Origin of the sequence: Leptotrichia sp. oral taxon 417 (genome assembly GCF_013394865.1) — a bacterium.
In the GTDB taxonomy this organism is placed as follows: domain Bacteria; phylum Fusobacteriota; class Fusobacteriia; order Fusobacteriales; family Leptotrichiaceae; genus Leptotrichia; species Leptotrichia wadei_A.
This window is the reverse complement of record NZ_JABXYV010000001.1, coordinates 373,243-398,186: the sequence shown is the minus strand read 5'-3', so window position 1 is coordinate 398,186 and position 24,944 is coordinate 373,243. Positions and strand designations below refer to the sequence as shown.

Sequence of the window (24,944 nt, the reverse complement as noted above, 5' to 3'; positions counted from 1 at the left end):
CTTTAAAATTCATATTCTCCATTCCAAGTAATAAATAATTTCACAAGTTCTTCTGCAACTTTTTTATTTCTTTTTTCAATATCTTCAAAAGTCCAGTCATTTTTATCATCTGGAATTAACTCCCTAACATATTTAATTTTAGATTTTTTATAGCTTGTCTTTTTCTTTTCAAAAAAGTTTTCTGTAGCTTTAATTGTCAATCTTCTTTCAAAAGGAATTTTATTTCCTATATAATTTATATGCGTTTTAACTTCTTTATTCTCCACGCTTTCTGTAAACCGGTCACTCCATTTTTGTGGTAATATATACTCAACTTCCCATTTTTCAGGCAACAGTTCATCTTGATTATTATAGACAACCATTTTTAAAATCATACGCACAAGATTTTTATTGGGCGTTTTAACTCTTTCCTGTAATATCGTGATTGGAATATTTTTAAACGCAACTTTTGGAGAAATATTATCAACTATATCAACATTTAATTTGAGAATATCCGCTTTTACTGCTGAAACACTTGGTGTTACAAGATAATTGGCAGTCAATTCTAAAAACAGCTTTCTTAAAAATTTTAAAAAATATACTTCAAAATTTTCCTTCTCACCGTGTGACAAATAATACACAACTACTGGATATTTCCAAGATTCATTTGGATATGCCGACAAAGTATCCAAGATTTTAATAATATTTACATTTTCAGTCCAAGGCTTGTCGTCAATAGATTCATGCCTGTTCATTACAACCCACAAATCCAGAATTTGATCCAGATGTTTTAGTAAATTTGACTTATACAGCCTTGTAAATCCATTTTTAGAATAAAAACGTCTAAGTCCAAGTGTCGTTGTTGCAATATCCTTTTCCAATGCTCTCAAATAGAACATATAGTAATAGAACAGCTGTTTTACATTTTCTCTGGCATAAGTTGCCCGTTCACTTAAGTTTTTCCATTGCTTAATGAACATTTTCTTATATTCCTTTTTTATTCTGTTATACATTTTTGCCTTAAATATATCCGCTTCAGACAAAGGCAGACCTCTGTCATTCAAAGTGGAAAACACGCTTAAGGCATCATCCTGAGAATCTGTTTTTATTGGAAAAACTACTACTTTATTTAAAGTGTAATAAATAAATTCCAGCATTAGAGTCGGACTTAATTCACTAAGTTTGTCAAATAATCTCTGGAATAAAATATAATTTTTAGAATAATTGTCTTTTCTCTTGTGATCGGCAATTCCTGTTTCTAAAATATCCTGTAAAATTTTATTCCCTTCATTATCTATAACTCTTGATGTAATCAGCACGCTTTTATAATCAACTTCTCCAGTCAGCTTTTCCTGTTTCCAAAGTGCAGGCTGAATCTGTCTTATAAAATTTTCCTGTTCAATGGTTTTTTCTTCATAAGAAATCAATTTTGTATAAATGGCACGAAGAAGTAAAAATAAGGAAGTTATTCTCTGCTGTCCATCAATAATTTCCTGTTCCCCCTCTTCATTTTCATAAGAAACAATGCTTCCTAAAAAATATGTCCCTTCTACTTCACTATTTTTTTTCGACTCACTTTCTGTAAACTCCAAAAGATCATAAAATAACGTCTTAGTTTCATTTTCAGTCCAGGAATATGGTCTTTGATATTCAGGTATTAAAAACATCTGTTCTTTTCCGCTTTCCAGCAGCCGCTTTATACTTTGCTTATTAACTTGTATTGTTGCAACCATAAAACCTCCTATAATTTCTCTTTATTTTAATTTTATGTAAAAGTTTATACAATTTACTTTTACAATTTTTCGTTTCTTTATCTCACATTTTTTATCTATAGTAACCCTAATATTCCAAAATATATTATACTCTAAAATTTTCAAGATTGCAATTTTTTGACGGCATTTGACAGAGTAAAAAATATAGGGGCAGCCAAAATAACATAATAAAAATTTTGGGCTGTCTTTTTTAAATCATTCTGCTTTGTGATATTTCCTTCAGAGCTTCCCTTATCAAACTTTCTCCTCCTCTTAAATATGGAATGTTTGTCCCTTTTCCTGCTTCGCTAATGATATCTGGCAAACAACTTGTTTCTATTACTTTTTCCATTGAACCCACTCTTGTCCCATTAAAATACAGTTTGTGAGCCTTGTCCCTGTCCTTGCCATAGTTTGCAAAGAAAGTTTGGTACATTGCTCTTCTCTTTATCCTTTTTCTTGAAAAGGCTTTTGGTCTGCTTGAAAGGAATCTTGAGCATTCATGGGATACAAGAGCTTCTGTCCTTGACCCTATGTAATCTTTTTCTGTATAGATTCTTCTTATCTTCTCATACTGGTTAAGCAGCATCTTCATTTGATCTTTTCTTCTCTGGCTTATATTTTCTTTTTCCTTAAAAGTTTCATAAAAGTTTTCAAGTTCTGTAAAATTATCTTTCTCAAGCCATTTGTAAAGGTTTTTTGATATTTCCTTATCCCTTTTGGAAATCTCGCCTATGGCTTTTACCAGATGAAACTTGTCATAAATATGTACCGGCTTGTAAATTCTAAGCTCTCCTACGAAGCTGTCTATCCATTTTCCGCCATCAGAGTTCACAATCAGTTTTTTCTTATCCATACTGTATCTTTTTTCAAGATAGTTAAGCACATACTCCGACACTTCCTCAAGCGATACAGATGTAGGGAACATTACTGTATGCTTGTCAATGAGCTTGTTCCTGTCCTTGCAGACTTTCTCAATTCCACGATGTATAGCAACCATCCTCATATATGTATTTCTGCTTCTTCTGCATTTCATATGGTCTTCATCAATTTCCATATATACTGGCGAATCATCATCCTTTTCAAACCTTCCAATATCAAGTTTTGGCATTTCAAAAGAATTGACAAGATTATACACGGTAGCTTTTGAAACAGCATAAGTCTTTGCAACAAATGAAGCTGCAGTATGCTGATATTCAAAAAGTATGGTAAAAATCAGCTCCTCAGAAAGCCGTCTGTACCGTTTAAGTCCAATTTTTTCATCAATGTAGTAGTAAACGCCTGTTTTCTTATCTACATATTTTCGACGTTCAAAAGTTACATATCCAAAAGCAGTAGTGACAGTTCTTTTGACAAACCCTTTACTTTTAAATCTATTCTTTCTTTCATTGGAATAAAAAAAGTTGTCATCAACTTTTTTAACATAAACTCTAAACAGTATTTCAAAAGCCTTTATGATAAATAGTTTAAATTGTTGCTCAAACGAAAGTTTGAAGGAAAAAATATTTTTAAAAAAAGTCTTTACAATTGAATAAAAATCTGATATTCTAATCATAGAGGAAACCACCTTTCAATAGGATTGAGGGATTATATTGTAACTGGTTTCCTCTTTTTTGTTAATTAAAAATTTGATTAAATTTATTTGCCCCTATATTTTTTACTCTGTCGACGGCATTTCAAAAATTATTTATTTTCTATAAAATTATTAATATTTTTTTATTCTTTTATTTATTTTTACTGTTATTCTATCTATTTTTAAAATACTTTGATTAACAAAATAAAAATATTTAATTGTAAAAATTACAAAAACATTATATAATTAAAATAACATGTGTTGTATAACTAAATTTTCTTGTATCAAAATAACCAAATATAGGCGATTGCAGAAATAAAAGCGGTAACGATTGAATAACAGCAGTATTTATATCACAAGGAGGCGAGATTCCTTATCAATGAATGGAGAATAACAAGAAAATCAAGCATAAAAATACTATGTTTATCAGATTTTTAAACTTTTACAAATGACTAAAATAAATAATAAAGGAGGTTTTATGTTTGAAAAATTTCGGCTAAAAAAACTCTCAAAGGTTGTACAGTCGGTTATATCAAATCTTTTTGAGCAAATAGCAAAAAAAGATTACTTTGGTACTTTTTCTAAAATAAATTTTTTAAATATTGAAAACGTTGCTTTATTATATAAAAAAAATAAAAATATTGTTATTAGCAAAAGCGATGTATTTCTAAAGGCTTTGGATAAATACATTTCCAATTCAGGCATTGACTTATCCTTTTTGGAAAATGTCGATTTAAAAAAGCTCGTTGAAAAATTTGAGAGGCTTTGTGCCAATGGATATAAAAATTTTATTGAAAATGATATTAGAGATAAAATAATTGAAAGAATAAAAAAAATATTAGAGATTTTACAAAAACTATATTTATTTTTCTATATTCTTTTAAATTATACTTCAATAAGTTCAAACACAAAAATTTGCAGAGCTCCTCCATACGATTTTTATTAAAAACAGCTACTAATAAAAATAAAAAAAACTGGAGGGAATCAAAGTGAATAAAATATCAGAAATAAAAAAAGAAAATTCTGTAAATTTAAATGAAGAAAAAATAAATGAAAATAAAAAAATCGAATTAAAGGGAATTAAAATAGGAAAATATTTTATTGAAAAACCAATTGTTCAAGGTGGAATGGGAGTTGGAATCAGCTGGGACAGACTTGCTGGAAATGTAGCAAAAAATGGATGTCTTGGAACAATAAGCGCCATCTGCACTGGATATTACCAAAATATGAAATTTGTGAAAAAGGCTGTAAAAGGACGTCCTCTTGGAACAGAAAATGCCTACAATCGTGAAGCGCTTTTTGAAATATTTAAAAATGCAAGAAAAATTTGCGGAGACAGACCGCTTGCCTGCAACATTCTTCATGCGATAAATGATTATGCAAGAGTTGTAAATGATGCGCTTGAGGCTGGAGCAAATATTATTGTTACAGGAGCTGGACTTCCGCTGGAACTTCCAAAGCTTGTAAAAGATTATCCAGACGTGGAGATTGTTCCGATAGTTTCATCAGCCAGAGCATTAAAAATAATTTGTAAAAAATGGAAGGCTGCTGGAAAAATGCCAGGGGCAGTAATTGTAGAAGGTCCAAAAAGTGGAGGACACCAAGGTGCAAAATATGAAGAGCTATTCGCTCCTGAACATCAGCTGGAAGCAATCGTGCCTCCAATAAAGGAAGAACGTGATAAATGGGGAGATTTTCCTATTATTGCAGCAGGTGGAATATGGGACAATAATGATATAAAAAATATTATGGCTCTTGGAGCAGATGCCGTTCAAATGGGAACAAGATTTATCGGTACTTACGAATGTGATGCAAGCGATGTTTTAAAACAGGTATTGCTTGAGGCAAAGGAAGAAGACATTGTAATCGTAAGTTCTCCAGTTGGTTATCCTGGACGTGCAGTAAAAACAAATTTAATCAAAACATTAGAACCTGGTGAGAAAAAAATTCAATGTATAAGCAACTGCGTATTTCCTTGTGAACGTGGAAAAGGAGCAAACAGAGTGGGATACTGTATTGCCGACAGTTTAGGAGATGCTTATCTAGGTAGACTTCAAAGCGGATTATTTTTCTCAGGAGCTAATGGATGGAGATTAAAAGAGCTTGTGCATGTAAAAGATCTGATAGATGAACTTATGACAGGAAATAATTAAAATTTCAATAATCAGTTCAAGAACGAGGGGCAAAAACCCCTTGTTTTCTGATTATAGGCTAATCTAATTTTTTTACTGCCTTCAGAAAAGATTTTTGCCCGACTAAAATAAGACTGAACTAAAAAATTATAACTATTCTGCTTAAACTCAGTCAGATCCCAAGGTCTTGAGTATAAAAAAAAATTAAAATTAACAAATAAAAATGGAGATAGAAATGCTTAGAAGAATAAGTTTTAAACGAATAGCAAATATACTTTTCAGCAAAGATATTGATGAAAATGAAAAAGAAGCAAAAAAAAATATGAAAAAAGAACGCCAGCCAATGAAACCTCTCACAAAAAATACTGAAATAAAGGAAATTAAGGATTCAAGCCTTTTTTATATACCTCTTTCACAGCATATAGGAAGCCCGTCAATTCCAATAGTAGAAATTGGAGACTATGTAAAAAAATATGAAAAAATCGGAGATGCTTCAGGAAGTATTTCAGCCAATATTCATTCACCAATTTCTGGAGATGTTGTTGACGTTGTCGATCATTTCATCGCAAATGGAAAAAAGATAAAAACAATTATTATTGCAAATGATTTTCAGAACAAGGAAGCGGATTTGACAAAAAGAGAGCTTCGTGACTTGAAATCAATAAAAAAAGATGAAATTTTTAAAATAATCAAGGAAGCAGGAATAGTTGGACTTGGAGGAGCGCAGTTCCCTACACATGTAAAATATGATATAAAATTCAGAAAAGTAGAAACTTTTATAATAAATGGCGCTGAATGCGAACCTTATTTAACTTCTGACTATTCTGTCATGAAAAACTTTACAAAAGAGATTTTACGTGGCTTAAAGGTTATACAGAAATTATTAAATCCAAAGGAGATTGTTATTGGAATTGAAGAAGAGAATAAAGAATTAATTGAAATATTTGAAAAAGTACAGGATGAAGAAGAATTTAAAATAAAAATAGAACTACTTCCTGTAATTTATCCTCAAGGAAGTGAACTGCAATTAATAAACACAATTACTGGAAAAAAAGTTAAAAAAGGGGAACTTCCGCTTGAAAAGGGAGTAATTGTAAGCAATGTAAGTACAGTCAAGGCTATTTATGATGCTTTTTTTGAAGGAAAGCCGTTAACTGAAAGAATTGTGACAATTTCTGGAGAAAAAGCTAAAAATATTGGAAACTACAGATTAAAATTTGGAACTCCAGTTTACCATATTGTGCGGGAATTAAAAATTACTAACGAAGACAAGGTAATTTTTGGCGGACCAATGATGGGAACAGAAATTTTTGATTCTAGAGTGCCGACAGTAAAGGGAACTTCTGGAATATTATTTTTAGACACGGAAGAAATTGAGCGTAAAAGCTGCATTTCTTGCGGATATTGTGTGGAAGCCTGCCCAATGAACCTAATGCCTTTTGAATTTGCAGATTACTATAAAAATGGAAAATATGAAAAAATGGCAACAGCTAATATTCAAAACTGTATTGAATGTGGGGCTTGTGAATTTGTATGCCCTTCAAGAGTTCCTTTGATGGAAAGCATAAAAACTGGAAAATTAATCTTGTCGGAATTGGAGGTAAAAAATAATGAAAAATAACGAAAAATCGTTAATGGAAGAAATATTAGGCAGAAAAAAAGATAACAGTAAAAATGAACTTTTAGACAATGATGACATGCTTTTAAATTCTACAGTTCACAGCCTTCCAAAAACTGAAAAATTACAAAATAATTACTCTCAAAATTCTGAAACAAATAAAAATAATAATAAAGTAAAAAATTTGAATAATACTGGAAAACTTGAAAAAGTAAAAAAAATAAAAGAAAAAGAAATAAAAAAAGATAAGATTGATATAAAAAAAATATTTTCTAAAAAAGAAGTTCCAGAAAGTGATAAAGAAATTAAAAGAAAAAAAATAATAAAAAGTTTTTTTAAAAAAAGAAAATTAAAAAAACTATCTTTTACTCCATATATAAGAACTGAAATTGAAGTAAGAGACATTATGAAAGATGTAATTATATCATTATTTCCGGCTATCATCGCCTCAGCTTTAGTTTACGGAACGAGAGCGCTTCTTTTAATAGCATTTTCCGTTTTATCCGCTGTTGTAACTGAAAAACTTTTTTCAAAATATTTCCTGAATGACAATAATTCTGTTCATGACTTATCAGCAGTTATAACAGGTATCCTTCTGGCTATGACACTTGCCCCGTTGACTCCATTGCCTATCGTTATTTTTGGAGCCTGCATGGCAGTCATTTTTGGAAAATTGATTTATGGAGGAATCGGAAAAAACATTTTTAATCCTGCTGTAATAGGTTGGGAATTTATGACTGTATTTTTTTCATCTGCAATGTCTTCTGGAACAATCTGGTTCAGTCAAGAATTATTGCAGTCATCTGGAATAAAATTTTTTACAGGATTTAATAATTCTATGTTTTCAAACTATCTAGACGGATTACTATTAACACCCTCAGGATCTGTTGGATCTTATTCGGCATTTGCCTTAATTTTAGGAGGATTATATCTGCTGCTAAAAAATCGTATTTCATGGCATATTCCAGTAAGCCTGTTTGTAACATTTTTTCTAGTTACAATATTTCTAAAAAGCAATGTTTCAACTGGCAGATTATTATTAACAGGAATCTTTATGGCAACAGATATGCCAACAAGCCCATCATCTGCACCAGGAAAAATATACTACGGAATAATGTTAGGACTTGTAATTGGGCTTTTATCAATATTTGGAATAAAAAATGAAATATTATCTTATGTTCTGTTAATATTAAATCCTTTTGCACGAATTATAAACAAAGTTTTTCGACCTGCAGTATTTGGTTACGCTGTAAAGGAAGAAATGTTAAAAAACTCTGGAAAAATGATTTTACTTACTCTTGGAATTTTTGCTTTTGCAATTATTTTTGCTGGAATCCATAAGATAGGAGCTATGCCGTATCTAGTATATCTTTATATTCTGATATCCACATTAAATTTAATTTCAAGTAAAAATAAAATAATTCATAAAAATCTAAAAAATGCAATATAAACTCCAGTATTTACTTCTAAAAATATTGCAATCCTTTTAAACGAGCAATTTAGATTAACTGATATAAATATTGAAAATTATTTAAAAATATCTTTTAACTAAAAATTTTGATAAAAATAAAAAAAATGGCTGCCTCATAAAATTAATTTATGAAATACAGCCTTTTTTAATGCTCCTATTTTTTTATCAATGTAACACTAACTTCAGAATCCTCCAAAGCAGCACCATTAATAAAATTTACTCCATCAAAATGCAAAATATCTCCTGGAACTAAAATATGTTTTTCAGTTTCATTTAAAAATATTTCCATTTTTCCCTTCAAAACTGTAAAAATAATTTCTTCATTTTCATGATTATGTTTAGCAATTTTTTCATCTTTTTTCAAAACTTTTTTTACCAATTTAAAATTTCTTTTGTTAAATAGCAATCCAGCTTCATTTTTTACATTTCCAAGCATTTTTATTCACCTTCTATTTTCTATTTATTTATTTTTTTCGTTTTATATAAATCTTCCAATAATTCATCATTGTTTTTATATTTCTTTATAAGCTCAATTAAATTTCTTGTTCCTTCAACTTCAGACATTTCACTTAATTCTCTTCGCAATTTCCATATTTTTTCCAAATTCTTCCTTGGAATTAAAAGCTCCTCACGTCTTGTTCCACTTTTTAACACATCAATCGCTGGAAATATTCTCAACTGCTCAAGTGTTCTGCTTAAAATGATTTCCATATTTCCTGTCCCTTTAAATTCCTCAAAAATCACTTCATCCATTCTGCTTCCAGTTTCAACAAGAGCCGTTGCAATAATTGTTAAACTTCCACCATTTTTTATATTTCTTGCAGCTCCTAAAAATCTCTTTGGATAATAAAGCGCATTTGGGTCAATTCCACCTGAAATTAACTTCCCGCTTGATGGAATAGTAATGTTATACGAACGTGCAAGCCTTGTCAAGCTGTCCATAAGAATTAAAATATCTTTTCCACGTTCCACTTGTCTTTTTGCCATCTGAAGCACATTTTCCGTAACTTCCGTATGAACTCTTGGATCTTCATCAAAAGTCGCCGAATAAACTTCCGCATCCTTCACATTTTCCTTAATATCCGTAACTTCCTCAGGCCGTTCATCAATTAGCAGTATCCAGACATCAATTTCTGGATTATATTTTATAACATCATTTGCAAGTGTTGAAAGAAGCACAGTTTTCCCAGCCTTTGGCGGAGCAACTATAAGCCCTCTCTGCCCTTTCCCAATAGGCGAAACAAGGTCTATAATTCTAGATGAAATTTCTCCACCTCCCAAATTTAACTTTTCATCTGGATAAGATGGCACTAAATCATCAAAATACGGACGTTCCAGCGATTTTTCAGGCAAATCCCCATTTACAAGCAAAACCTTCAAAATCCCATAATTTTTCTCTGTTCCAATCGGAATTCTTAATTCTCCAAATACAATATCTTCATTTCTTAAAAAAAATCTCTTTATTTGAGAAATCGACACATATACATCAGGTCCAATTGACGTATTTCTCAAAAATCCATAATTTCCATCACCTATTACATCCAGTTTCCCAAATCCATAGGTTTTCCCTCTTTCCTCACCTTTTTTAATTAAAATAGCATTTATAAGTTCAAGTTTTGACATTCCTGAAAAACCTTCAATTTTATATTCTTTTGCCATTCTTTTCAATTTAGTTACATTTTCAGAAAGAATATCCTTTATCATTTTTTCTTCATAATTTGAATTTTCAAAGGCAGTTTTTTTACTTGAATCTTCTTCATCATGTTTTTGCTTTTTTTCTTCAGATAATTCTGTATTTTCCAATGATTTATCTACCTCAACTTTTCTTGGCCGTCCTCTTCTAGGTTTTACCGTTTCTGCCTGCTCTTCCAGTAACTTTTCAGCCTCAATTTCCTTTTCTTTTTTTATCATCTATTCCTCCACCAGCTCTCCATATAATGTCCATGTTTTAGCATCATAAATTCTTGTATTTACAAATTTCCCCTTCAAATCCTTTCTATCGCTTTTAAATAAAACTATTTTATGCGTAGAACTTCTTCCAGTCAACATTTCAGGATTCTTTTTACTAGGTCCTTCAACTAAAACTTTTACAATTTTCCCTAAATATTTTTGACTTTCTTCCTTTGCCTTCATATTTTGCAGTCTCATAAGCTGCTGCAATCTTTCATTTTTAGTATGCTCATCAACTTGCCCTTCCATTATAGCTGCAGGAGTCCCGCTTCTCTTAGAATACATAAACATAAATGCATTTTCAAATCCAACTTCATTTACAACATCCATCGTATCTTGAAAGTCTTCATCTGTTTCTCCTGGAAATCCTACAATAATATCAGTTGTAAGTCCAATATCAGGCACTTTTTCCTTAATTTTCCTAGCAAGCGCAATAAATTCCTCCTTTGTATATCCTCTGTTCATTGCATTCAAAATTTTTGTAGATCCTGATTGTAATGGCAGATGTAACATTCTAGCTATTTTAGGATTTCTTGCAATCGTATCGATTACTTCATCGCTAAAGTCCTTTGGATGTGGTGACACATATTTTATCCAGAAATCTCCTTCCACATTTGCACTTTGCTCCAAAAGTTCAGCAAAATTATCTTGCCCGTTTGCAAAATCACTTCCGTATGAATTTACATTTTGCCCCAAAAACAATATTTCCTTATATCCTTTTTTAGTATACTGCTCAACATCCCTCACAACTTCATTAAGTGGCACAGAACGCTCCATTCCACGCACATAAGGCACAATACAGAAAGTACAGTAATTATTGCATCCATAAGTTATCGAAATGGAAGCTACAATATCATCTCCAAAGTCCGCATCTACTCTAGTCGGTAATTCATCTTCATCCTCTACCATAACAATATGCGTTTCTTCCCCAGATTCAATTCTTTCCAGAAGATCAGGAATTCTCCCAATATTCTGATTTCCAAGCACCAAGTCAACATAAGGCGTCTTTTTAATAAACTCATCTCTCACTTCTTGAGCTAAACACCCCGTAACTCCAATAATCATTTTCCCATCTTTTTCTTCCTTAATTCTCTTCAAATCTCCAAGTTTTCCATACACCTTAACAGCAGCGCCTTCTCTAACCGTACAAGTATTCAAAAACACCAAATCCGTATTTTCAATATCTTCAGTCATACTGTATCCCATTGTCTGCAACATCTGTTTCATTTTTGCACTTTCATTTACGTTCATCTGACAACCATAAGTTATTATTGTCGCTCTTTTTTCCACTTTTTCCCTCCAAATTTCAGTTCTTTTCTAGTTTTTATGATTTTTCTGAATAGCTTTTGAATTGCCGCAAATATGATATATCTTTCCACTCAAACAGCTTTCCAATAACTATCCAAGCCAAAATCTACATTTTCAAGACTATTTTCTCTTGTCATAATGGTATCATTTTTATTTTAGAATTTCAAGAAATTTTTATTATTAGTTTCCCTTAATATCCCAAATAATAAAGAAGTTTACAAATTATTTTAGTAAAAATGCTTTTAAAATTTAATTTATACTAAATCCCATTTAAAAAATAGAAATTATATTTTATTTATTTCCTGACAAGAGGTCTTGATCCCTTGCATAGTAGATATAACAAATTTATTATTTTATTGAGAAATAGCATTAGAAATAAAATTTCGACACATTTTCTATTAATTCACTATTTAATATTCTCTTTTTTTATATAATAATAAATAAAAAACACTCTAAAAGTGTAGAGTGCAATTCATTATGAAAAAATTTAATTATATTATTGGTGCCCGAGGCCGGAGTCGAACCGGCACGATATAAAATCGACGGATTTTGAGTCCGTTGCGTCTACCAATTTCACCACTCGGGCTAATTTTCAAATTACTCAATTATTATAATATATTTTTTCAATTTTGTCAACTTATTTTAAAACTTTTTTTGATATTTTTACTAAATTTGAAATCTTTTTGATTTTATTTAATGCTAAACTCACTTAAATAACGAATACTATAAATTTTTTTAATAAATTAATCCTAATTTTGTTTTAAAATGGCTAAAATATAATTTTTACTTTTTAAATGTAAATAGCATAGCAAAACTTATCTAAGATCAAATTCAAAAACTATAACTATTTTACTCAAATCCTAGATTTATATAATTTTCATCGGTTCAATTTTAGATAAGTTCAATTATACAAACTATTTTTTTTAATAGATCTGTTCGACAACTTAATTTTTTTATTTAACAAGGAATCAATACACCTTGCTTCAGAATATTTATTTTATTAAATTCTAAATAAACATAGTTTCCGAACAAGTCTAATATATAAAAAGAGACGGAATAATTTTTCCATCCCTTTTATATATGAATCTATTTAAATTAAATAAACTATTTAACTTCTAAACCAACGTTTAATCCTGCTCTTAATTCGTTGTATTCTCTTGTGTATTTATCAGTACTTGAGTAACGTCCGTCATCGTATACACCTTTAACAGTTTCTTTATTAACAACTCTGTATTTAACTTCAGGGTTTAATGTTAATGTTCCTACTGACAAATCAATTCCTGTTTTATATCCTAATCCAGTCCATACTGAGAAATTGTTTTTAAATCCGTGTCTAGCAGTTTGTTTTTCCCATTCATTTTCTGTATTAATTAATCCGTAGAATCCTGCCAATTCAGGTGTTTTATAAGTTACTCCAGTTACATAGTCTAAATATACAGTAGATTTAGCATCTTTTCCAGTTTCAACTAATTTACCTTTTGCATCTCTTAAGTGGTTATTCAATGTAACATAATAGTTTAAGTTTCCTGCTCTATTATCGAAAACTTTACCATTAGTTGCTAAGTCAAAGTTACCTCCAACACCGCTTGTTTTACCATTTATAAAGTCGCTTCCTGACCATGCATTATCTCCGTCTTTTTCTCCTGATTGATCGAAGTATACAAATTGAGCTTTTCCATCAAAGTGATGACCGAAGAAATCAATTCCAAATTCTGGTCCTACATAAATTTCATTTGATGTTCCTCTGTGTCCTGCATATCTACCATTTCCATTAGTAGATTTGTATTTCCATCCTAAATCCCATTTAGCAGTCCAAGAACCTAATTTAACATCTTTGTATAATGCAATGTCATTTTCCCAAGTTTGAGATTTGTCATAAACTCCATTTGTTACTAATTTTTTGTTTTGGTAATCAAAATCATTTTTTACTCTATCTTGATCATTTTGGAATTCAAATCTTAATCCTAAATTTCCTTCATCTACTAAATTCAAATCTCCACCAAGAACATTTCTCCATCTAGTTTTTTCTTTGTTTTGTCCTTTGAATCCTGCGATTCCTAATCCATTTCCTGTATTTGTCTTTTTGTCTGTATAACTTTGTCTAAACTCGCTAGAGAAATGAATTTCTTTTACTGTATCTTGATCAGCCATTGCTAAACTAGATACGCTTAAAACTAATGCTAATACTCCTAATAATTTTTTCATTGTTTTTTTCCTCCTAAAAATAATTTAACAAATATATCTTAACAATTCACAGTTAATTTTATCATAATAATATGAATTTGTAAAGTTTTTTTAAAAAAAATTATATATTCCAATAATCAAGGGATAAGTTTAAATGCCATATTTATTGATGTTGAAGACATAAATATCATAAAAATATGAGAAAGTTGATTGAGATTTAGCAATATCTTTTCAATCTTTTTAAGAATAATTTGCTTTAAATACAGTAAAACTTAATATTTATGATGTTTTGCAGCCATCCCTTATTAAATGGAATATATAAAAAAAGGCATTTTAATTAGTGAACTACTCACGACTAAAAGTCGAAAGCTTCATAAGATAACTGAAAAAGTAAGTTATCTTCTAACGAAGTTTGATTTTAAAATTCTTATTCTTTTTGGCTAGTCCACAATAGCCGCTACTAGATAAGACATTATGTCTACACTGCTACTTTTTATCTATATATTATATTTTAAACCCAAATATATTACACTCAAAATTATTAATATTGCAAATTTTAAAGCAACATTTTCAATGTTGGTGTTATTCCTCTCATGGCTAAAGCCACGAGTGTTCTAACACACTTAATAAATCTCATGATTAGTATAACTTAATAATACCAAAAAAAACAATAGCACTATAAACAAATCCAAAAAAATTTTTAATAATTTAATTAAGTGCTATCATTTATTATACTTTTATTATAAATATCTTATTTTATTAAAAATTTCATCAAACAATATAAAATACTTATTTCAACCTGTGAACTGCTCCCGCTTTTAGAAGTGGGAGCTTCTTGGGAAGTATCTGCTTCTGTTAGCCAAATATATTTACCAAGCTCTTCGGGCAGTCCCTGCCCTGATATGCGAGTATTATACCATATAATAATTATTATTTCAAGTTATGTTCTGCAATTCATCTCCCTCTTGTAGAAGAGAGAGACTTCTTGCTAGATATTGTTAAAAAAGTTTTACAGAAAACTATTTAGTAATAGTTGCAACTACTCCTGAAGCTACTGTTCTTCCACCTTCTCTAATCGCAAATCTTAATCCTTCTTCCATTGCAATTGGGTGAATTAATTCTACTGTCATTTCAATGTTATCTCCAGGCATTACCATTTCTACTCCTTCTGGTAAGTTTACTTCTCCTGTAATATCAGTTGTTCTGAAATAGAATTGTGGTTTGTATCCTGTAAAGAATGGAGTATGTCTTCCTCCTTCATCTTTTGTCAATACGTATACTTCTGATTTAAATCCTGTATGTGGAGTGATTGTTCCTGGTTTAGCAAGTACTTGTCCTCTTTCCACTTCTTCTTTCTTAGTTCCTCTTAGTAATGCTCCTATATTATCTCCAGCTTGTCCTGAATCCAATAATTTTCTGAACATTTCTACTCCTGTTACTGTAGTTTTTGAAGTTGGTTTAATTCCTACGATTTCTACTTCTTCTCCAACTTTTACTACTCCTCTTTCTACTCTTCCTGTTACTACTGTTCCTCTTCCTGTAATTGTGAATACATCTTCAATTGGCATCAAGAATGGTTGGTCAATTGGTCTTTCTGGTGTTGGAATATATTCATCCACTGCATCCATCAATTCTACAATTGCATCTATCCATTTTTGTTCTCCATTTAATGCTCCTAATGAAGATCCTTTGATTACTGGTACGTCATCTCCTGGGAATCCGTATTCGTTTAATAATTCTCTTACTTCCATTTCTACTAATTCTAATAATTCTTCGTCATCTACCATATCTACTTTATTCAAGTATACTACGATGTAAGGTACACCTACTTGTCTTGCCAACAAGATGTGTTCTCTTGTTTGAGGCATTGGACCATCTGCTGCTGATACTACTAAGATAGCTCCATCCATTTGAGCTGCTCCTGTAATCATATTTTTTACATAGTCAGCATGTCCTGGACAGTCTACGTGAGCGTAGTGTCTTTTTTCTGTTTCATACTCAATGTGAGCTGTGTTAATTGTAATTCCTCTTTCTCTTTCTTCAGGAGCTTGGTCAATGTTTTCAAAATCAACTTTTTCAGCTAACCCTTTTTCAGCTAATACTTTTGAAATTGCTGCTGTTGTTGTTGTTTTACCGTGGTCAACGTGACCGATTGTTCCTATGTTTACGTGTGGTTTACTTCTCTCGAATTTAGCTTTTGCCATTTTAATTTTTCCTCCATTTTATTTTATTTTTTGTTTTTTAATTAATGTATTTTTATCATTTTAATTATAGCATATTTAAAAAATAATTGCAACTATGAAAAAATAGTTCCTTTTCTTGAATTTTTTTTATAAAAATTATATAATATACCTAATCTCTTTAATATTAAACTTAACTATTAGTAAAATTCAAAAAAGTTAGTTTTAAAGTGATTTTACTAAAAATCTAGAACCTAAGGAAGTACAACAATGAAAATACACTTTATATTACACGAAACATTTGAAGTTCCAGGAGCTTATCTTGCCTGGGCAGCGCTTTCTGGACACGATGTCACAATGACAAAAGTCTATCAAGATGAAAAGTTACCTGAAAATGTGGATTCATTTGATTTTTTAATAGTAATGGGAGGTCCTCAAAGTCCAATTGGAGATAATAGCGAGTTTCCTTATTTTGACCCAAAAGCTGAAATTGATTTGATTAAGAAAGCTATAAAAGCTGATAAATACATAGTTGGAGCATGTCTTGGAGCTCAGCTTCTAGGAGAAGCCTACGGTGAAACTACAGAAAAAAGTCCTTCTTGCGAAATTGGAAATTTTCCGATTGAATTAACTGAAGATGGACTAGAAGATAAAAATATTAAGCATTTTGGAAAACAAACGATAACAGGACATTGGCACAGCGATATGCCAGGACTTCCTGACACAGCAAAAGTTTTAGCAAAAAGTAAAGGATGTCCACGACAAATTATAAAATATAGCGAAAAGCACTACGGCTTTCAATGCCATCCTGAATTTACAAAAAAAGTGGCAGAATTATTAATTGATTCAGATAAAGATCTTGAAAAGAAAAGCCAAACTTTACCATTTGTCCAATCACCTCAAACAATCCGTAATAACGATTATAATGAGATGAATAATCTTCTTTATGAATTTTTGGATAATCTTACAAATAAATAAAGTAAATGTGCGGAAAAATAGCTAAATTAAATGTGGAATACTTTTTAAACCTTGTTTTTAAAATATTTCAAGGTATAATTGTAGCAAAAGTAATCTAAAACAAAAAATTTAGGAGGTTTTATTATGAAAAAGATATTTTTTTCAATTTTTTTAATGTTTTGCCTGAACACTTTTTCCAATGTAAATTACAACGTTTTTGTAATTATGGATAATAATGCAACCAGAAATGTGGAAAATATCTCAAAGGGACTTAAAGAGGCAGGAATTGAAAGCCTTTATTCAAAAGGATATGCAGTCCATCTGACACTTTATCTTACAGAATACAAACCTGAAGCATTAAAAACAATAAAAAATACTGTCAATAAAATCGCAAATCAGACAAAGCCTTTTGATATAGAATTTTACAGATTAAGAAAAACTGGCGGAAACTGGTTTATGCTTGATGCTCAAAACAATGAAGCTATACAGCAGCTTGCGGATGAAATAACAGTCAGCTTGAATAAGTATCGTGCAAAGGATGCAAAAGTTCCAGACTGGGCAAAATCTATTCCTGAAAAAGTAAAATCATTCAATTTGTATGGTTCTCCAAATGTGTTTACAAGTTTTGATCCCCACATAACTTTACTTACTCCAGAAGATCCATCCAAAATAGACGCATTTACTTCAAAATATGATTTTAAACCTTTTAAATCTAAAGTCATTGGTGTTGGAATCGCTCAAGTCGACGAGTTGGGGCAAGCAAAAAATATAATTTATTCATTAAAATTTAAAAAATAGAAAAGGAGAAATTGTATGAAAAAACTTGAAAATTATGAACAAATACTTAATAAAATAAAAGAAGAAGAATATTTTTTATTATACGTTTCAATGAATAATTGCAGCGTTTGTCACTCTGATATGCCAAAAGTTGAGAAAATTGTTAATGAGAAAAATTTTACCGCTTATCATATCGAAGCCTCTGAAATTCCTGAAGCTGTTGGACAATTAAGTCTATTTTCAGTCCCAGTAGTTATTCTATTTTATGAAGGCAGAGAGATACACAGACAAGCTAAAATTATTGATTTTGACGAATTAAATTATAGAATTGAACAAATAAGTGAAAATAAATAAATACCAAAAGGGAACTGATTCTAATAAAACTAGAACCAATTCCCTTAATTTTATTTACCTAGCAATTTTAACCCATAAGACTTAAAAATTCCTTCAGCTTTTTCAACTAATTCTCTCGTTGGTGTCGGTGTATCTTTTAATTTATATTCTTTTCCAACCTTTTCCCATTTATACTGCCCCATTTGGTGAAATGGCAAAATGTCTACTCTTTCCACATTTTTCAACTGTGAAGTAAACTTAGCCCAGTCGTGTAAATCTTTTTCATCATCAGAATATCCTGGAACTAACACATATCTTAACCAAACAGGTTTATTGATTTCATCTAAATATTTTGCAAATTTTAACGTATTGTCAAGTTCAACCGAAGTCAATATTTTATATTTTTCAGGATTTATGTGCTTAATATCGAGAAGCACCATATCCACAAGCTCCAACACTTTTTTCGCCTTTTCATTAAAAATATATCCAGATGTGTCAAGTGCCGTATGAATCTTATTTTCACGGCAAAGTTTAAACAATTCCATCAGAAATTCAGGCTGCATCAAAGGTTCTCCACCAGACACAGTAACTCCGCCAGTTTTTATAAATCCCTTCACTTTTAAAATTTCCTTCATAACTTCCTGTGCTGTCATTACCATTTTTTTATCCTTAATTTCCCAAGTATCTACATTATGACAATATAAACATCTAAGAGGACATCCCTGTAAAAACAGCACAAATCTAATTCCTGGTCCATCTTTTGTCCCAAAAGATTCAAATGAATGTATGTATCCTTTTACTTCCATATTAATTTTCTCTCTTTCTCTCTTACTTTTTTAATATAAATTCAATATAAAATTTATACTATTATTTCCCGCTAGAGTAATGAATTTATTATAAATTCTATTTAACAAGGGGTCTTAACCTCTTGCCAGAAAATAAATAAAACATATTTTCTATTTTTTTAATAGGATATATATTCAAATAATAGAAAATAATGCCGCATAACTCATATTTTTATGAAACTATGCGACATTTTTCATATTTTAACAATTTATTGAATTTGCTTAAATTGAATTTGTTTAACAGCTAAATTTAAATTTTAAATTTTTAAACTTTCAAAAATTACATTTTATTTGAAATTGTTCTGTTAATTACATCTAATTGTTGTTCTCTAGTCAATTTAACAAAGTTTACTGCATATCCAGAAACTCTGATTGTTAATTGTGGATAATTTTCAGGATGTTCCATTGCATCTTCTAGTAAATCTCTTCCGAATACATTTACATTTAAGTGGTGTCCTGTTTGATTGAAGTATCCATCCATTAATCCAACTAAGTTAGTTTGTTTTTCATTTGCATTTTTACCTAATGTTTCTGGTGTAATTGCGAATGTATAAGAAATTCCATCATTTGCATCTTCAAATGGGATTTTAGCTACTGAAGCAAGTGAAGCAACAGCTCCTCTTGTATCTCTTCCATGCATAGGGTTTGCTCCTGGACCAAATGGTGCTCCAGCTCTTCTTCCATCAGGTGTATTTCCTGTTTTCTTACCGTATACAACGTTTGAAGTAATAGTTAATACTGATTGTGTAGGGATTGCATCTCTATACATTTTGTGAGTTCTCAATTTGTTCATAAATCTTCTTGTAATATCTACTGCAAATTGGTCAGTTGCATCGTCATTATTTCCGAATGGAACATAATCTTTTTCATTGATGTAGTCAACTGCATCTCCTTCTTCATCTCTTACAACTTTTACTTTACCATATTTAATAGCCGCAAGTGAATCTGCAATAATTGAAAGTCCAGCAATTCCAAATGCTTCTGTTCTTCTGATATTAATGTCGTGCAATGACATTTCTAATGCTTCATAAGAATATTTGTCATGCATATAGTGAATAATATTCAATGCTTTAACATAAGTTGAAGCTAACCAGTCTAACACTTTATCTAATTTTTCCCATACTTCGTCAAATTCCAAGTATTCACCTTTGATTGGTTCAAATTGTCCAACTGGTGTAACTTGAATCTTAGATTTTTCATCTTTACCACCGTTAATTGCGTATAATAATGCTTTTGGCAAGTTTACTCTCGCTCCAAAGAATTGCATTTGATGTCCAATTGTCATTGGAGATACGCAACATGCGATTCCGTAGTCATTCCCAAATTGTGGTCTCATAATGTCGTCATTTTCATATTGTACTGATGAAGTATCAATTGACACTTTGGCACAGAATTTTTTCCAAGTTTCAGGTAATTTTTCACTCCATAAAACTGTTAAGTTTGGTTCAGGCGAAGTTCCCATGTTGTACAATGTGTGTAAAATTCTAAATGAATTTTTTGTAACCATTGATCTTCCGTCTAATCCCATTCCTCCAATTGATTCAGTTACCCAAACTGGATCTCCTGAGAATAATGCATCATATTCAGGTGTTCTTAAGAATCTAATTATTCTTAATTTCATTACAAAATGATCCATTATTTCTTGAGCTTCTTTTTCAGTCAAAGTTCCTTCCTGTAAATCTCTTTCCAAGAAAATATCTAAGAATGTAGAAGTTCTTCCAATACTCATTGCAGCTCCATTTTGATCTTTTGTAGCGGCTAAGTATGCAAAATACAACCATTGTACTGCTTCTTTACCATTAGTAGCTGGTCCTGAAATATCAAATCCGTAAGCTGCTGCCATTCTCTTTAATGCTTTTAATGCTTTAACTTGTTCAAAAACTTCTTCTCTAAGTCTAATTACATCTTCAGTCATTTCAGCTGGATCTAAATTTTTGTATTGTTCTTCTCTGTCAGCTATCAATCTGTCAACTCCGTAAAGAGCAACTCTTCTGTAATCTCCGATAATTCTTCCACGACCATAAGCATCTGGAAGTCCTGTAATAATTCCTGTATGTCTTGCTTTTCTTATTTGTTCAGTATAAGCTGAGAAAACTCCATCATTGTGAGTTTTTCTGTATTTAGTAAAAATTTCTTCAGTTTCTGGATCTAATTTATAACCAAAAGCTTCCAAGCTGTTTTTTACCATTCTTAATCCACCATTTGGGAAGATTGCTCTTTTTAGTGGAGCATCAGTTTGAAGTCCTACAATTTTTTCCAAATCTTTATCAATATATCCAGCTCCATAAGCATCTATTTGAGAAGGTATTTTAGTTTCAGCGTCATAAATACCTTTTTCTCTTTCTACTTTAAATTTTTCAGAAAGCTCTTTCCACAATTTAGTAGTTGCTTCAGTCGGTCCTTCCAAAAAGCTGTCATCACCTAAATATTCTGTATAATTTAATCTGATAAATTCTGTAACATCAATGTTGTCTTTCCAATTTCCTTCTTTAAATCCTCTCCATGCGTCCATTATTTAACAACACATCCTTTCAATCTTTAATATTTGTTATATGTTTATTTGTAATCATTATAATATTGAACTTAACTCTACACCTATTATACCCCAAAAATTTCATAAAAGCAAATATATTTTTAAAATTTTTAAAAAAATTTTTTTACAAAAAAAGCCGTTCAAATGCCGTAAATAGTGAAAAAAATAACTTATAGAGTTTAAGCACACAAACGACTATTTCATAACAAAATTTACTTATGGATTATCTTTCTATCTTTTTTAAATTCCAAATACTGAAACATCATTCTACGTAAATATATCATCTGTTTCAAAATATTTATTCTGCTTTGTAAAGTTCCCTTTTCTTTTCCTAGTACAAAATTAAAAATTGGAATATCTGAAAAATTTCTTATTGTATTTAAAAATTTTGAATTGGAAATTATAAGCACCTGTTCGTAACCAGTATTATTTTTTGTGATAACTTTCTTAAAATTATTTAAATGTTCCACCTTAACTACTTCCAAAAAATTAAAAAATTTCATTACTTTATTAAATGACTTTAAAATCTGATTCTCTTCCACATCAACTAAAACTAATGTCCTTATTTTAACGGTTTCATCCAAATGAATATATTTTTTCAAAAGTTTTTTATTTAATAAATCCTTATTTTCAAAATTTACAGATGTTTCAGCAATACTGTAAACTTCTACTCCTTCTTCCTTGCCCTTTCTAGTTTCTACCTTTTTTATTCCAAATGTTTCTTGATTTTTCTCAATCATTATGGCTTTATTAATTTCACTTAATATTTTTTCAGGTTTTCTTTTTTTTCTATGCAGTTTTTTATAAAACAAAGTCATAAATTTACAATCTATTTTCAATTTTTCCCTTTTAGAAATTTTATCCATCATTATAAAAAACTCTTTATTTTCATCAGTTTTCTTCAGCCTATATTTGAATTTTATATCTGTACTTTTCATATTTAAAATAAAATATGTTAATATTGAATATTTTTCGTACATTGAAATTATATCTGTAAACTGGTCAATATACAAAAAAAGAAGTCTTTTTATATATTTAATATTTTTTATTTCCAAAATTTCCTGCAATATTTTAAAATAGAAGTTTTCTTGATATGTACTTTTTCCAATATAAATCTTTTCCATTCTTCTCATCAGTATTTCCCTCAAATAGTTCTCCCTTAACTCTTTAAGGTCATAATTCTTGTTTTTAAATAATTTTTCTATATTTGCTGTTCTTATGTATTCTAAATGCTTTATATTATAAGTTTTTAATATCTGCTTTAGATCGTTTTGAATATTTTTAGTATTTTGTTCATTTCTCCTGATTTGTTTATTGAATTTGTAAATATTCAGCTTTTCCTTCCCAAGCAGCAAGATAAGTGTGATAAGTTCCCGCCTGAATGACATTCTCATATTTATATCCCTGTCATTTATCTTAAATAGGCTTTCATAATATTTTCCAAAATAATATAAATAATTTTTACTTTTATGTATTATCCCGTTATCATTTTTACATAAAAATTCATTTATATGTTTAATCATACGATCTATTATTTTAAATCCATATTTTTCTTCTAATTTTTTTCTATTAACAATTTTAAAATTTAAAATATCTTTTAATATGTCACTTTCATTAAAATCAAGCCCCATTAATTATTTACTCCTCATAATTCTTATTAACCTTGTAATATCAATAATTACTAATATTTTCATAATAACAATTATGAGTTTATTTTTTTAGATGACATTTTTTACTTTCTTATTTTAACAAATTCTCCCTTAAATGCTGGATTTTAATCTATTTCTTAAAATTAATTTAAAATTAAAGCAAATAAAAAATAATCATAGAATTATGCTACTGAATTACTATTTTTTATAGAAAATATCATTATAAGTATTTTCAAAATTTATAATTTTTTTATCTTTTTTTCTAAAAAAATCTAAAATACCATAAAAAAACGAATTAAAAAAAATATTTATTTTATTAAGAACCCTTTATTTTCAAGGATTTTTTACTAATATATAAATTATCAAATAAAAAAAACATCAACAATTTGTTATTTTAAAATTTAATTTTTTGACAGTAAAACTTAAAATCAAACTTGAAAAGTTATAAATATTTTTGCTTTTGCTAATTTTCATAAACAAAACATATTTTCTTCACTTTCAAATTTATAATTTATAAATATATTATTTAAAAAATCTTGAATGTGAAATAAAAAATTTGTAATTGCAAAAAAAATAATATTGTATTATAATAGATGTGTATACATACAAAATAAGTTTAAAATTAAACTCTAAGATTTAAGATTATGAATATCTGATTTTAAGTTTGATTTGCCTATTTCTAGGTCAGTTTAGTTTTAAATAAATCTCATTAACAAATAAATCTAACATTTTTTAGAAAGGGAAATAATGGAAAAACAATATTTTGAAAGTTTTGATAATAAAAAGATACCTTATTTATTTTTTAAGTCAAAAAGAGAAAAATATAAAAATAATATTGTAATCTTTCATGGAATGACCGAGCCTGTTGGAAGATATTCTGAATTTGGGGAGTTTTTGGCTTCTAACGGGTATAATGTGTTTGTTATGGAAATTCGTGGGCATGGAGAACTGAAGGATGGAGAAATTGGAGATTTTGGAAAAAATGGAATAAAGGCTGTTTTTAAAGATATCGGCATCTTTTTGGATAAAATTGGATCAAATCCTGATAATACTACGATTTTTGGACATAGCATGGGGTCTTTGATTGGAATGCGATGGGGAATTGAAAATAGTTACAAATATTTTATTTTGTCGGGTTTTCCATTGAAAAAACAGATGGAAGCTGCAGGGGGAAGTTTTGCAACTATTCTGGAAAGAGTTATTTTCAGGAAATTTTCTGCATTTAATAAAATTTTCAGGAAATGGAATATGGCTTTTGAGCCGAATAAAACTAAATTTGACTGGCTGACTCGAGATGAAAATGAAAGTAAAAAATACGAAGAAAGTGAACTTTGCGGTTATCCTGTCACACCAAAGTTTTTTTCTGGAATTTTTTCCACAATGGGATTTATTAACAGAAATTATAAAAAATTAGATGAATCTGCAAAAATATTGGCTGTTTACGGAACTGATGACAAGGCGATTGACACTTATCATATAAATAAGATTTTTAATAATTTGAGAAAGAAAAAAAGAAGAATTAGTGTTCTTGAAAACAGGGATGGACGGCATGAATCCCTAAATGAAATAAACAAATACGAGATTTATGATGAAATATTGAAATGGCTGAATGTAAATTTCTGATTTATTAAATATTATTTATTTTTTTGCAAAACTAAAAAATAAAGCCAAATTAGGTAAAAAATATAGTAAAAATATAAAAAA

General features: G+C 29.6%; 18 protein-coding genes and 1 tRNA gene. 8 read left to right on the top strand and 11 right to left on the bottom strand.

What is annotated here, in order from left to right; translation table 11 throughout:
* Positions 1-2 precede the first annotated feature (2 nt).
* Entirely contained in the window at positions 3-1,712 is a 1,710-nt protein-coding gene (locus HW276_RS01925) for a DUF262 domain-containing protein (RefSeq protein WP_147002969.1), read from the bottom strand.
* Between the two features lie 229 nt (positions 1,713-1,941).
* Positions 1,942-3,285 (bottom strand): ISLre2 family transposase, encoded by a 1,344-nt coding sequence (locus tag HW276_RS01920; RefSeq protein WP_178937091.1) that lies wholly within the window; start codon positions 3,283-3,285, stop codon positions 1,942-1,944.
* Between the two features lie 496 nt (positions 3,286-3,781).
* Here HW276_RS01920 and HW276_RS01915 point away from each other — a divergent pair, with 496 nt between their 5' ends.
* From HW276_RS01915 to HW276_RS01900, 4 genes are all read left to right on the top strand, one after another.
* Positions 3,782-4,249, top strand: coding sequence for a hypothetical protein (locus HW276_RS01915; protein ID WP_147002968.1), 468 nt, complete (start codon positions 3,782-3,784; stop codon positions 4,247-4,249).
* 100 nt (positions 4,250-4,349) lie between these two features.
* Complete coding sequence (locus tag HW276_RS01910) at positions 4,350-5,456, top strand: nitronate monooxygenase family protein (protein ID WP_178938505.1); 1,107 nt, start codon at positions 4,350-4,352, stop codon at positions 5,454-5,456.
* A 214-nt stretch (positions 5,457-5,670) separates the two neighbouring features.
* Positions 5,671-7,056, top strand: a complete 1,386-nt coding sequence (rsxC, locus tag HW276_RS01905) for an electron transport complex subunit RsxC (RefSeq protein ID WP_178937196.1) — start codon at positions 5,671-5,673, stop codon at positions 7,054-7,056.
* Entirely contained in the window at positions 7,046-8,503 is a 1,458-nt protein-coding gene (locus HW276_RS01900; RefSeq protein ID WP_178937195.1) for an RnfABCDGE type electron transport complex subunit D, read from the top strand. Before rsxC ends, HW276_RS01900 begins: the two co-directional genes overlap by 11 nt.
* A 175-nt stretch (positions 8,504-8,678) precedes the next feature.
* Here HW276_RS01900 and HW276_RS01895 read toward each other — a convergent pair whose 3' ends face one another.
* The 6 genes from HW276_RS01895 to tuf form a co-directional block, all read right to left on the bottom strand.
* Positions 8,679-8,960 carry a cupin domain-containing protein gene (locus HW276_RS01895; protein WP_178937194.1) on the bottom strand — a complete coding sequence of 94 codons (282 nt, stop codon included), beginning with the start codon at positions 8,958-8,960 and terminating at the stop codon, positions 8,679-8,681.
* Positions 8,961-8,980: 20 nt separating this feature from the next.
* Entirely contained in the window at positions 8,981-10,228 is a 1,248-nt protein-coding gene (gene rho, locus HW276_RS01890; RefSeq protein ID WP_218975017.1) for a transcription termination factor Rho, read from the bottom strand.
* Positions 10,229-10,435: 207 nt separating this feature from the next.
* The gene (gene miaB / locus HW276_RS01885) at positions 10,436-11,764 is read right to left on the bottom strand and encodes a tRNA (N6-isopentenyl adenosine(37)-C2)-methylthiotransferase MiaB (RefSeq protein ID WP_178937193.1); all 1,329 of its coding nucleotides are present in this window, start codon (positions 11,762-11,764) and stop codon (positions 10,436-10,438) included.
* Between the two features lie 518 nt (positions 11,765-12,282).
* Positions 12,283-12,368 (bottom strand) — tRNA-Leu (locus tag HW276_RS01880).
* 518 nt (positions 12,369-12,886) lie between these two features.
* Positions 12,887-13,987: a hypothetical protein gene (locus tag HW276_RS01875; RefSeq protein ID WP_178937192.1), complete on the bottom strand. Its 1,101-nt coding sequence runs from the start codon at positions 13,985-13,987 to the stop codon at positions 12,887-12,889.
* Between the two features lie 998 nt (positions 13,988-14,985).
* The gene (gene tuf / locus HW276_RS01870; protein ID WP_147002960.1) at positions 14,986-16,170 is read right to left on the bottom strand and encodes an elongation factor Tu; all 1,185 of its coding nucleotides are present in this window, start codon (positions 16,168-16,170) and stop codon (positions 14,986-14,988) included.
* A 246-nt stretch (positions 16,171-16,416) separates the two neighbouring features.
* On the opposite strand from tuf, the gene HW276_RS01865 reads away from it, so the two are divergent.
* The 3 genes from HW276_RS01865 (at position 16,417) to HW276_RS01855 (ending at position 18,234) form a co-directional block, all read left to right on the top strand.
* Entirely contained in the window at positions 16,417-17,124 is a 708-nt protein-coding gene (locus HW276_RS01865; RefSeq protein ID WP_178937191.1) for a type 1 glutamine amidotransferase, read from the top strand.
* 123 nt (positions 17,125-17,247) lie between these two features.
* A complete protein-coding gene (locus tag HW276_RS01860) occupies positions 17,248-17,901 on the top strand; it encodes a 2'-5' RNA ligase family protein (RefSeq protein ID WP_178937190.1) in 654 nt (217 codons plus the stop codon).
* A gap of 15 nt (positions 17,902-17,916) precedes the next feature.
* Positions 17,917-18,234 carry a thioredoxin family protein gene (locus tag HW276_RS01855; RefSeq protein WP_178937189.1) on the top strand — a complete coding sequence of 106 codons (318 nt, stop codon included), beginning with the start codon at positions 17,917-17,919 and terminating at the stop codon, positions 18,232-18,234.
* A 50-nt stretch (positions 18,235-18,284) separates the two neighbouring features.
* On the opposite strand, the gene pflA is transcribed toward HW276_RS01855, so the two are convergent.
* From pflA to HW276_RS01840, 3 genes are all read right to left on the bottom strand, one after another.
* Positions 18,285-19,019 (bottom strand): pyruvate formate-lyase-activating protein, encoded by a 735-nt coding sequence (gene pflA, locus HW276_RS01850; protein WP_178937188.1) that lies wholly within the window; start codon positions 19,017-19,019, stop codon positions 18,285-18,287.
* A 319-nt stretch (positions 19,020-19,338) separates the two neighbouring features.
* Positions 19,339-21,570, bottom strand: a complete 2,232-nt coding sequence (gene pflB / locus HW276_RS01845) for a formate C-acetyltransferase (RefSeq protein ID WP_178937187.1) — start codon at positions 21,568-21,570, stop codon at positions 19,339-19,341.
* Positions 21,571-21,803: 233 nt separating this feature from the next.
* Positions 21,804-23,222 (bottom strand): hypothetical protein, encoded by a 1,419-nt coding sequence (locus HW276_RS01840; protein WP_178937186.1) that lies wholly within the window; start codon positions 23,220-23,222, stop codon positions 21,804-21,806.
* Positions 23,223-23,987: 765 nt separating this feature from the next.
* Between HW276_RS01840 and HW276_RS01835 the strand changes: the two genes are divergently transcribed.
* Positions 23,988-24,863 (top strand): alpha/beta fold hydrolase, encoded by an 876-nt coding sequence (locus HW276_RS01835; RefSeq protein ID WP_178937185.1) that lies wholly within the window; start codon positions 23,988-23,990, stop codon positions 24,861-24,863.
* The last annotated feature ends 81 nt before the right edge of the window (positions 24,864-24,944 follow it).